The organism is Aminiphilus circumscriptus DSM 16581 (genome assembly GCF_000526375.1).
Taxonomy (GTDB): domain Bacteria; phylum Synergistota; class Synergistia; order Synergistales; family Aminiphilaceae; genus Aminiphilus; species Aminiphilus circumscriptus.
Window position 1 is genome coordinate 278,347 of sequence record NZ_JAFY01000007.1, and the last position, 12,097, is coordinate 290,443.

Annotated in this window: 6 protein-coding genes; all 6 read left to right on the forward strand. The window is 59.3% G+C overall.

Annotated features, from left to right (window positions below; genetic code table 11):
- Window positions 1-101 precede the first annotated feature (101 nt).
- The 6 genes from rpoB (at window position 102) to fusA (ending at window position 12,073) form a co-directional block, all read left to right on the forward strand.
- The gene (gene rpoB, locus K349_RS0111990) at window positions 102-3,713 is read left to right on the forward strand and encodes a DNA-directed RNA polymerase subunit beta (protein ID WP_029166020.1); all 3,612 of its coding nucleotides are present in this window, start codon (window positions 102-104) and stop codon (window positions 3,711-3,713) included.
- Entirely contained in the window at window positions 3,714-8,660 is a 4,947-nt protein-coding gene (rpoC, locus tag K349_RS0111995; protein WP_029166021.1) for a DNA-directed RNA polymerase subunit beta', read from the forward strand. It begins immediately after the preceding gene.
- 108 nt (window positions 8,661-8,768) lie between these two features.
- Window positions 8,769-9,044, forward strand: coding sequence for a L7Ae/L30e/S12e/Gadd45 family ribosomal protein (locus K349_RS0112000; RefSeq protein WP_029166022.1), 276 nt, complete (start codon window positions 8,769-8,771; stop codon window positions 9,042-9,044).
- Between the two features lie 44 nt (window positions 9,045-9,088).
- Entirely contained in the window at window positions 9,089-9,466 is a 378-nt protein-coding gene (gene rpsL, locus K349_RS0112005) for a 30S ribosomal protein S12 (RefSeq protein ID WP_029166023.1), read from the forward strand.
- 19 nt (window positions 9,467-9,485) lie between these two features.
- Entirely contained in the window at window positions 9,486-9,956 is a 471-nt protein-coding gene (gene rpsG / locus K349_RS0112010; RefSeq protein ID WP_029166024.1) for a 30S ribosomal protein S7, read from the forward strand.
- 53 nt (window positions 9,957-10,009) lie between these two features.
- Entirely contained in the window at window positions 10,010-12,073 is a 2,064-nt protein-coding gene (gene fusA / locus K349_RS0112015) for an elongation factor G (protein WP_029166025.1), read from the forward strand.
- The last annotated feature ends 24 nt before the right edge of the window (window positions 12,074-12,097 follow it).

The window sequence follows — 12,097 nt, forward strand, 5'->3', positions numbered from 1 at the left end:
TTGCGTCTATTGACACAAGGTGTCCCTTTTGCTATGATGCACCTTCGTCACGAATCTGCAATTCCCCAAAATTTTCCGTAGACAGGGAGGTCGTAACTCCCATGGCCGACTTTGTCCCCGCCGGTACGTGGAGCACTCGGCTCACCTTCGGTCGAGAGCGGGATCTCGTTGAGCTTCCCGATCTTGTCGAAGTACAGCGCGATTCCTTCCGTTGGTTCTTCCAGTTCGATACGGATCCTGAATTCCGGCAGAGTGTCGGGCTTCAGGAACTGTTCGACGAGATCTTTCCCATCGACAGCTACGACGGCTCTTTCGCCCTGGAATTCGTGCGGTACTACGTGGGCGTGCCGAACATCACCGAGGAGGAGGCCCGGCAGCGCGACCAGACCTGGGATATGCCCGTTCGGGCCACCATTCGTTTGGTGAATCGGAAGACAGGAGAGATCAAGGAGGAGGATATCTTTCTCGGCGACTTCCCCGTCATGACCGCCAGAGGGACCTTTGTCATCAACGGCACGGAACGAGTGGTGGTCAACCAGCTTGCCCGTTCCGCCGGCGTGTATTTCAGCGCCGAGGCGAGCGTGCCGGGGCAGGAGTCCTATGCGGCGAAGGTCATCCCAGACCGCGGGGCCTGGCTTGAGTTCGATCTCACCCCAGGTGACATCCTCTCCGTGAACATCGACAATCGGAAGAAAATCCCCGTCACCATGCTCCTCAAGGCCTTCGGCATTCCGAATAACGATGAACTGCTGCGGCTCTTCGGCGCCGAATCGGAGGAGGTCGATCTCATCGAGGAGGAGGCCCGGGGTCGTCTTCTCGCGGAGGCCGTTCTCAACGAGGCCGGCCAGACGGTGATTCGCCGGAACGGCCGTCTCACCAAGGAAAATCTTGAGACGCTCTGGAACATGGGGCGGACCACGGTGCGCGTTTGGAACGTAGACAATGCATTGGCCTCCACGCTTGAACGGGACAACTCGGAAAACAGCGAGGAGGCAGTTCTGGAACTCTTCCGTCGGCTTCGCCCCAACGAGCCTGCTCGTATGGAAAACGCCCGGGACTACGTGAACAGCCTCTTCTTCGACACCCGGAGATACAATCTGGGGCGGGTGGGGCGCTATAAAGTCAACCGGCGGCTCGACCTCGATGTCCCCGAGTCCAACCGCCTTCTCACGGTGGATGACATCGTGCACATCATCGAGGGACTCATCGCCCTGCGCAACGGTTCCGGCCAGGAGGACGACATCGATCACCTCGGAAACCGTCGCGTCAGAGCCGTGGGTGAACTGCTCCAGAACCAGGTCCGCATCGGGCTGCTTCGCATGGAGCGCATAGCCAAGGAGCGCATGACCACGATTCCCGACCTCGCGGTGGCCACCGCGAAGGAACTCATCAACGTGCGTCCCATCTCGGCGGCGCTTCGGGAGTTTTTCGGTTCCGGCCAGCTCTCGCAGTTCATGGACCAGACGAACCCCCTCGCGGAACTCACGCATCGGCGCCGCCTCTCCGCTCTCGGCCCCGGAGGTCTTTCCCGGGAACGGGCCGGATTCGAGGCCAGGGACGTGCACTACACCCATTACGGTCGCGTGTGTCCCATCGAAACGCCGGAAGGACCGAACATCGGCCTGGTCACCTCTCTCGCGACCTTCGCGCGAGTCAACGAATACGGTTTTCTGGTCACGCCGAAGAGAAGGGTCGTGGACGGATGCGTCACCAACGACGTGGTGAATCTCTCCGCGGACGAGGAAGATCATTACTGCGTGGGGCGTGCGAATACCCCCGTGGATGAGACGGGACGAATTCTCGGGCCGGAAGTGCACGTTCGCTCCCGAGGATCCATTGTCTCCGTGGAGCCCGCCGGGGTTCACTTCATCGACGTGGCGCCGAAGCAGGTCGTCTCCATCTCCACGGCGCTCATTCCCTTCCTGGAGCACGACGACGCGAACCGGGCACTTATGGGATCGAACATGCAACGTCAGGCCGTGCCGCTCATCAGTGCCGAGGCTCCCATCGTCGGAACGGGAATCGAAGGACGTATCGCCAGGGATTCCGGATCCTGCATCTTGGCGCGACGTGCCGGCGTGGTGACCCATCTCGATGCGAATGGCATCGAGATCACCGCCGGCGACGGCACCAGGGATACCTACAACCTGATCAAATTCAGACGGTCGAATCAGGGGACCGTCATTCACCAGAAGGTCATCGTTCAGACAGGGGACCGGGTCGAAAAAGGCGATGTCATCGCCGATGGACAATCCGTGGAGAAGGGGGAACTCGCTCTCGGACGAAACGTCATCGTGGCCTTCATGTCCTGGGAGGGATATAACTTCGAGGATGCCATTCTTCTGAACGAGCGCCTCGTAAAGGAAGACTATTACACGTCGATCCACATCGAAGAGTACGAAATCGACAGTCGGGACACGAAGCTCGGCCCCGAGGAAATCACCCGGGACATCCCCAATGTCGGCGAGGATGCCCTGAAGAACCTCGACGAAAACGGGATCATTCGGGTTGGAGCGGAGGCCAAGGCGGCGGATATCCTCGTGGGTAAGGTGACTCCCAAGGGCGAATCGGACCAATCCCCCGAGGAAAAGCTTCTGCGGGCGATCTTCGGTGAAAAGGCCCGGGAGGTTCGCGATACGTCCCTCCGGGTTCCCCACGGGGAGGGCGGCAAGGTCGTGGCAGTGAAGCGCCTCGTTCGGGAGGAAAGCGGCGAACATCTGAGTCCGGGCGTCAACGAGGTCGTCAAGGTGTACGTCGCCCAGCTCAGAAAGATCACGGTGGGAGACAAGATGGCGGGGCGTCACGGAAACAAGGGTGTGGTCTCCCGCATTCTTCCCGAGGAGGACATGCCCTATCTTCCCGACGGCACTCCCGTGGACGTGGTGCTCAATCCTCTCGGGGTGCCGAGCCGCATGAACCTCGGGCAGGTTCTCGAAACCGTCATGGGTTTTGTGGGCTACAACGGCATCAAGGAGATGGAAGGCCGTTTCCGCATCGCCACGCCCGTCTTTGAAGGTGCCCAGGAAACGCATATCTTCGATCTCGTGGAGAAACTCCAGAAGGAAAAGTACCCGGATCTGACCTCCGACGGACGTATTACCCTCTTCGACGGCAGAACGGGGGAGCCCTTCGAAAACAAGATCACCGTAGGGTGCATGTACATGCTCAAACTCATCCACCTCGTGGACGACAAGATTCACGCCAGATCCATCGGTCCGTACAGTCTCATCACTCAGCAGCCCCTCGGGGGCAAGGCTCAGTTCGGAGGACAGCGCTTCGGAGAGATGGAAGTGTGGGCTCTCGAGGGATACGGTGCGTCGCATATTCTCCAGGAGATGCTCACCGTCAAGTCCGACGACATTCGGGGTCGTCTCAAGACCTACGAGCGCATCGTGAAGGGGCAGAATCTCACGGAACCCGGTGTTCCGGAGAGTTTCCGCGTTCTCGTGAAGGAACTTCAGGGGCTCGGGCTCGACGTGGAAATCACCTATGACGACGGCTCCGTGGGCGAACTGGTCATGGACGAGGAAGAGTTCGACAGTGGAAGGATCGGCCGTTTCTCCTCCTTCCGCAGTGACGTGATGGTGGAAGATGAACCCGACGAGGACGTCTCCCCTGTGGGAACCACCGAGGCGTTTCTTTTCGGGAGGGAGGATGACGTCTCCGAGACGGAGTCGGAGGAAACCGATGCTCCAGAGGGGGGGAACGCATAGATGAGTCGTCGGGAGATCGCGGGAGTCCGCGTCAAGCTGGCGAGCCCCGAACGCATTCGGGAACTTTCCAGCGGAGAGGTGAAGAAGCCCGAGACGATCAATTACAGAACGCTCCGCCCCGAAAAGGACGGGTTGTTCTGCGAGCGTATCTTCGGCCCCACGAGGAGCTTCGAGTGCGCTTGCGGCAAATACAAGCGAAGCGGCCCCAAATTCAAGGGGGTCGTCTGTGACCGTTGTGGTGTGGAGGTCACGGACAACCGAGTTCGCCGGGAACGCATGGGACATCTGGAGCTTGCGGCGCCGGTGGTGCACATCTGGTACCTCCGGGGTATTCCGAGCAGGCTCAGTCTGCTTCTGGGAACCGCGACGAAGGAGCTTGAGAAGGTGGTCTACTTCGCTCCCACTCGTCGCCGGGAACCGGTGTACAAGGTCGTCATGGAGGGGAAACGGCACGATCTCGTGCGTCGCGGAGAGACTCTCTCGGCGTGCGAGGAGCGCCTGCACAGTTTTTATGACCCGAAATTCAAGGCCGAGGAGGCCTATCGGATTCTTCAGGTGGACGACATTCCCGTGAACGAGGGAGATGTGATTTCCGCCTCCATGGTGGCGCGCTACAAAGCGGAGTACGGGGACGAAATCTTCAAGGTCGAGCCCGCCTTTCGAACCACCGCCGCGCATCCGGGGGGACTCTTCGGAGAAGGGGACATTCTCTCCGCCGGTCAGGTGGACAAATTCTCTTCCCAGGAATGGGAGTTCTCCGTGGAAAGAGTTTTCGTGGGCAACCAGGAGGGATTTGTCGTCACGGGGGTGGTGCACCTTCCCTTCGGAAAGGGAGATGTCACGTCGGCGAGCGAATATCAACTCTTCCACGAGAAACATCCCGGACGCTTCAGCGCCCAGGTTGAGTCCGTCACGCTGGAGGATCCCTGTTACATCGTGGTGGAACAGGGGGATTCTCCCTTCGAGCGAGGAAGCATCATTCTCGAACGGGAATATCGGCTCTGCGCGGCCTACGACAAGGGCTTCAAGGCGGGGATCGGCGCCGAGGGAGTACAGGAACTCCTGCGTGTTCTCGACCTGGAAGAACTCGCCGCAACGCTGCGTGAAGAGATTGCCGAGTGTACCGGACAAAAGAAGCGGAAGCTCATCAAGCGTCTCAATGTGGTGGAGGACTTCCGGAAAAGCAACGGCAAGCCCGAATGGATGGTCATGGAGGTGCTGCCCGTCATTCCTCCCGATCTCCGCCCCATGGTGCAGCTCGATGGAGGGCGCTTCGCCACCTCTGATCTGAACGACCTCTACCGGCGGGTCATCAACCGGAACAACCGTTTGAGGAAACTGCAGGAGCTGCGGGCTCCGGAGATCATCGTGCGCAACGAGAAGCGTATGCTCCAGGAGGCCGTGGATGCCCTTATCGACAATGGCCGGGTCGGGAAGGCCGTGCTCGGTGCGGGGAACCGCCCTCTCAAGAGCCTGTCCGACCTCCTGCGGGGAAAGAAGGGGCGCTTCCGGCAGAACCTGCTCGGAAAACGCGTGGACTATTCGGGACGCTCCGTCATCGTCATCGGTCCCCACCTGAAGCTCTATCAGTGTGGACTCCCCAAGCAGATGGCGCTGGAACTCTTCAAGCCCTTTGTCATGCAGAAGCTTGTGGAGCGGGGACTCGCTCCCAATGTGAAGAGCGCCCGCAGACTCATCGAACGAGGGCGCGACGAAGTATGGGCCATTCTCGAGGAAATCATCAAGGACCACCCGGTGCTGCTCAATCGTGCACCCACGCTGCATCGCTTGGGTATACAGGCCTTCGAGCCGGTTCTCATGGAGGGAAAGGCCATTCGCCTGCATCCCCTCGTGTGCGTTGCTTTCAACGCGGATTTCGACGGGGACCAGATGGCGGTGCACGTGCCGCTTTCCCTGGATGCCCAGACGGAGGCGCGGATACTCATGCTCTCCGCGAACAACCTGTTGTCGCCGGCGAGCGGACGTACCGTCATGACCCCGACCCAGGACATCGTGCTCGGCATCTACTATCTCACGGGCATGCGGAACGGGAAAAAGGGAGAGGGCATACACTTCTCCGACATCGAGGACTGTCTCACCGCCCTGGAGCACGGCGCAGTGGACGTGAATGCGCGCATCAAGCTACGATGGGTGGGAGAAAACGGCGTGGAGTGGATCGAGACCTCGCCCGGCCGGGTTCTTTTCAACAGTGCCCTTCCGAAAAAATTACGCTTCCTCAATCGGCAGATGGGGAAGAAGGATATCTCGAAGCTCTTCGACGACGCCTTCGACAGAGTTGGTCAGGCGGCTCTCGTGGAGATGCTCGATGCGGTGAAGACGCTGGGCTACCGGTGGTCCACCCGCAGCGGCATCAGTCTCGGTATCGACCACGTGGTGATTCCGAAGGAAAAGAGCGTGATCGTCGAGAAAGCTCTCGAGCAGGAAGAGGAACTTTCCTCCCAGTACCAGATGGGTATTCTTACCGAGGAGGAATATCTCCGCCAGAAGGAAATCCTCTGGACCGAGGCCGCTCGCGAGATTGCGGACAAAATCGTGGAGAACATGACCGAGGAAAATTCCCTCCGCATGATGGTTGATTCGGGTGCCCGAGGCTCCAGGAGCCAGGTGGCCCAGATGGCCGGTATTCGAGGTCTCATGGCCGACCCGTCGGGACGCATCATCGACTATCCCATCACCGCGAATTTCCGCGAGGGACTCAACATGCTCGAATACTTCATCTCCACTCACGGTGCCCGGAAGGGGCTGGCCGACACGGCTCTCCGGACGGCGAAATCCGGTTACCTCACCCGGCGTCTCGTGGACGTGGCCCAGGATCTCATCATCACTTCCGAGGACTGCGGTACCATGCACGGCATCTGTATGGAACCCCTTCTCCAGGATGGCAAGGTGACCATTCCCCTGGGAGAGCGCATCGTCGGTCGTACGTCTCTTGAGGACATTCTTCATCCCGAGACGGGGGAAGTGCTCGTGCACCGCAACGAGGAGATTGGCGCAGAAATGGCGTCTTGCCTTGATTCGCTCGGATTTTCCAAGGTGTGGATTCGAAGTCCTCTCACCTGCGAGGAGCGGAACGGCGTCTGTCGAACCTGTTACGGAAGGGACTTGGCCACGCGCAGAAAGGTGGTCATCGGTGAGGCTGTAGGTGTCGTCGCGGCCCAGTCCATCGGGGAACCGGGAACGCAGCTCACTATGCGTACCTTCCACACGGGCGGCGTGCGCCTTACCGGCGAGGACATCACCCAGGGTCTTCCCCGTATTGAGCAACTTTTCGAGGTGCGGCGCCCCAAGAAAGTCGCCTTCCTCAGCAAGGTGGATGGAACGGTTTTGGAAAAACGTCCGCTGGAGGGGAAATACAAGCTCATCATCGCCCCCGAGGACGAAAACGAGGCGCGGGTCATCTACAACGTTCCCATGTCCCAGAACATTCTCGTCGAGGAAGGCGAGGTGGTGAAGAAGGGACAGAAACTCACCGAGGGTAACGAGGACCCCCAGGACATTCTCGACGTGCTCGGCATCGAGGCCGTGCAGAAATATCTGGTGGACGGAATTCAGGAGGTCTACCGATCTCAGGGTGTCTCTATCAACAACAAACATATCGAGGTCATCCTCCGGAAGGTGGCGCCGGTAAACCGCGTGCGCATCGTGGAGGAGGGGGACAGCTCCTTCGTGGCGGAGAAATTGGTTTGGATGGCCGATCTTGAGAAAGAACTCGAGGCGATCCGGAGCGACAACAGAAAATTTCTGGAAGAAGCCGTCCAGTCTCTTGTGGGTTGTGTCCTTCGGGATATCGAGGGACAGGGGAGTATGGAGGCGCTTTTCCAATACAAGGATCAGGTCATCACCGAGGAGATGGTTCGGAGAATTCTGCTCAGCGAAAATCCCGTGACGGAACTTTATGTGGATGACGCCGAGGGCTCCCTTCGTGTTGTTGTCGGGGAGGCCAGCTTCCGCCGCGAAATGGAGGGGCTCGAACTGCTCGTTCCCTATCAGGGAGAGGGTGTCACCATTCAGCCCACGGAGTCCCTTACGGTGGGACAGTTGGTGCACATTACCCGCCAGGCCCCCCGCCCGATTGTCGTGCGCGACACGGAAACTCTTGCGACATTGAGGGACGTGGCCTATCTCGCCGAGGATATTGTTCACGAAGGAGAGGTTGTCCTTTCCGTCGATTCGCTTCTCTCCGAGGAGAATGTCAGGATACTCCGGAAGGCTTCCGTGGAGACGATCCGAATCTGGCGCAACCCGGAAGAAATCGTTCTTTCCACGGCCATGCAGAATTACCTGTTGAAACATGTGTATGGACATGAACTTCTCTCCGCCATCGATGCGGAGGGCAACGCCATGACGGGCATCCCTTCCCAAGTGGATGCCGGGATCGTGCAGAAGCTGCTCCAGGGAGAGCTTGCCGCTATCGAAGTAGATGGCGAAGTCGTTTCGAGGGGAAAGATCCTTCGCCAGATCCTGAATGAACTCGTCTACGGCAAGGTTCTTCTGGAGACGGTGCGGGACGAGGACGGCAACGAGATCGTTCCTTCCGGACGGGAAGTGAACCATCAGATCCTGGAGGCGTTGGCAAGCGTTTCCCCCGAGAGTCTCACCGTGCGTCCCTTGTACGCGACGACGGAGACCAAACGACTCATCCAGCGGGTTTCCTTCATCCGGCGCCTTCGGGAGGAGCCGATGTGGCGCTCCCTGCTTCATGGGATCACCAAGGCAGCCCTGGCGACGGACAGTTTTCTCAGCGCCGCGTCTTTCCAGCAGACAGCGCAGGTTTTGGCCGCCGCGGCAGTGAGGGGCGAGAACGATCCGCTCCGCGGATTGAAGGAGAATGTCATCATCGGCCATCTCATTCCCGCCGGAACGGGAGTGGATTATTACAGGAAGGTCGTGGTCAGGCCGGCTCCGCTCCAGGTCGAGTCCGTCTGACGGAGTTTCGGAAAAAGACGAGAGGAACCGTGTCCTTTTTCCATCTGTTGACACGGTTCCTTTTCGTTTGCTATTATGTCCGGGTGCGTCCGCACAGGAGGAATAATTATGCCTCTTGACGAGCTGTGTGTCATGCCCAGAGTGGCCGGATTTCGAGCAGTGGAGAGAGCCCTGATCCGGGGAACGGTACGGAAGGTTTTCATCGCGTCCGATGCGGATGGGGCCATGCGGGAGAAGATCGCACGTCTTGCGGAGAACCGGGGAGTCCCCGTGGAATCGGCTCCGGACATGCAGGTTTTGGGGAGGGCTTGCGCGCTATGCCGAAAGGCATCCGTGGCGGCCATTCTCGGTGAGGATGGAGAGGGTTCTCGCGGTAGGGTTTGAGGAGGAAGAACGGCAGCGTATTTGGAAGTGGAGGAGGGAACTTCGTGCCAACAATCAGTCAGCTCATTCGGCACGGGCGGGAGGAAAAGCGGCAACGTTCCAGCGCCCCCGCCCTGCAGCAGAACCCCCAAAGGCGAGGAGTCTGCACGAGGGTGTACACGGTGACCCCCAAGAAGCCGAACTCGGCTCTGCGTAAGGTCGCCCGTGTGCGTCTCACCAACGGAATTGAAGTGACGGCGTACATTCCCGGTGTCGGACACAACCTTCAGGAGCACTCCGTGGTTCTTGTCCGGGGTGGTCGTGTGAAGGACCTTCCGGGAGTCAGGTACCACATTGTCCGCGGAACCCTCGACTGTGGCGGTGTGGAGAATCGGCGGCAGAGTCGTTCCAAGTACGGCGCTCGTCGTCCGAAGCAGAAATAGCGGGAAGGAGAGGTCGTTTATGCCGCGCAAGGGACATGTTCGCAAGCGCGTCACTCCGCCCGACTCCGTTTTCGGAAATCAGGCGGTGAGCAAGTTCATCAATTGTGTCATGTGGGAAGGGAAAAAGAGCACCGCCGAGCGGATCATGTACGGTGCGCTCGAGCTGGCGGCGAAACGGCTTTCCTCTCAGCCCACGGAAGTCTTCGAGAAGGCCATGGAGAATGTGCGTCCCCTGGTCGAGGTCCGTCCCCGCAGGGTTGGCGGCGCGACCTACCAGGTCCCCGTGGAGGTTCATCCGGCAAGGGCTCAGGCGTTGGCCATCCGATGGATCATCAATTATGCGCGAGCGAGAAAGGGTATTCCCATGGTGGAACGCCTTGCTCGCGAGTTGGCCGACGCCTACAAGAACGAAGGCGGAGCCGTGAAGAAGCGGGAAGATACGCATCGCATGGCCGAAGCCAACCGGGCTTTCGCTCACTATCGTTGGTAGGTTCGGGTGGGTTTGACGAGATGATGTTTCAGTCCATGTGGTGGTGATCTGTGATGGAAGAAGTTACTCTTGGAAAAATTCGCAACATCGGTATTGCGGCCCATATCGATGCGGGAAAGACGACGACTACGGAGCGCATCCTTTTTTACACGGGACGCAAGCACAAGATGGGCGAAGTGCACGAAGGCGCCGCCACAATGGACTGGATGGAGCAGGAGCGGGAAAGAGGCATCACCATAACCTCCGCTGCGACGACCTGTCATTGGCACGATTGCCTCATCAATATCATTGATACACCCGGTCACGTGGATTTTACCGTGGAAGTGGAACGTTCCATGCGGGTTCTCGACGGTGCGGTGGCGGTCTTCTGTGCCGTGGGTGGCGTGGAGCCCCAGTCGGAAACGGTGTGGCGTCAGGCTGATAAATATCGCGTGCCCAGAGTGGCGTTCGTGAACAAAATGGACCGAGTCGGGGCGGATTTCTTTCAGGTCCTCAAGGGGATTCGCGAGCGGCTTGGGGCGCGCCCCGTGGCGATCCAGATGCCCATTGGCGTCGAGGATGCCTTTGAGGGGGTCGTGGACCTGGTCGCCATGAAGGCAATCGTTTATCTGGACGATCTCGGCGCCGAGCCGAAGATCGGGAACATTCCGCCGCACCTTCTCGAAGAGGCGCGAAGGATGCGGGAGGAGATCGTGGAGGTCCTTGCCGATTTCGACGAGGAGATCGCCACCCTCTTTCTCGAAGGGGAGCCCGTTTCCGAAGCACTTCTTCGAAGGGCTCTTCGGAAGCATACGATCGCGTTGGACGTCATTCCCGTTCTCTGCGGGTCCGCGTTCAAGAACAAGGGAGTTCAACCGTTGCTCGACGCGGTGGTGGACTATCTCCCGAGTCCGATTGATCTCCCGGATATCGTCGGAATCGATCCGAACACGAACGGGGAGACGTCACGTGTGTGTTCGAGCGATGCACCCTTTTCGGCGCTCGCCTTCAAGATTATGGTCGATCCGTTTGTGGGGCGGCTCGTGTTCTGTCGCATCTACTCGGGTTCTCTGGAGAACGGTGTTTCCATCCTGAACGCTTCCACGAACAAACGAGAGCGGGTCGGCCGGATTCTTCGCATGCATGCCAACAAGCGGGAGGAAATGGAGAGCGCCCATGCAGGGCTCATCGTGGCTCTTCCGGGACTCAAAACCGCGAGAACGGGAGATACGCTTTGTGATGAAAAGGCTCCCATTCTCCTGGAATCTCTCGAATTTCCCGAGCCGGTCATCTCTCTCGCAGTGGAGCCCATGAGCAAGGCCGATCAGGTCAAACTCTCCAAGGGGCTCTCCGCCCTTGCCGAGGAAGACCCCACGTTTCGTGTCAAGGTGGACCAGGAGACGGGACAGACCATCATTTCCGGTATGGGAGAGCTGCATCTTGAGATCCTGGTGGACCGTTTGAAGCGGGAGTTCGGTGTCGAGGTGCGCGTCGGCAACCCCCAGGTGGCGTATCGGGAGACCATCCGGACTGCTTCCAGGGCGGAGGGGCGCTTCATCCGTCAGTCCGGAGGCCGGGGACAATACGGGCACGTGTGGCTCGAAGCGGAACCTCTTCCGGAGAGGAAAGGGTACGAATTCGAGGATCGCATTGTCGGCGGCGTTGTTCCCAGGGAGTACATCCCCGCCGTGGAGAAAGGCCTGGATGAGGCCATCAACAATGGTGTCCTCGGTGGATATCCCGTCATCGGAGTGCGCATCTCCCTTGTCGACGGCAGCTACCACGAGGTGGACAGTTCCGAAATGGCTTTCAAGATCGCCGCGTCCATGGCCTTCAAGGAGCTGATGCGCAAAGGTGATCCCGTTCTCATGGAACCCGTCGTGGAGGTGGAAGTCGTCACGCCCGAGGAATATCTCGGCGACGTGATCGGTGATCTCTCCGCCCGGCGGGGGCACGTTGACGGCATGGATACCCGTGCCAACGCCCGGATCGTGCGGGCCTTCGTTCCCCTTGCGGAGATGTTCGGCTACGCGACGGACGTGCGGAGTAAAACCTCGGGAAGAGCTTCCTACAGTATGAAATTCGCCAGGTACGAGGAGGTTCCCCGGGACGTGGCGGAGAAGGTTCTCAAGCGATAGCGATACGAGATTTTCTGACTTTCG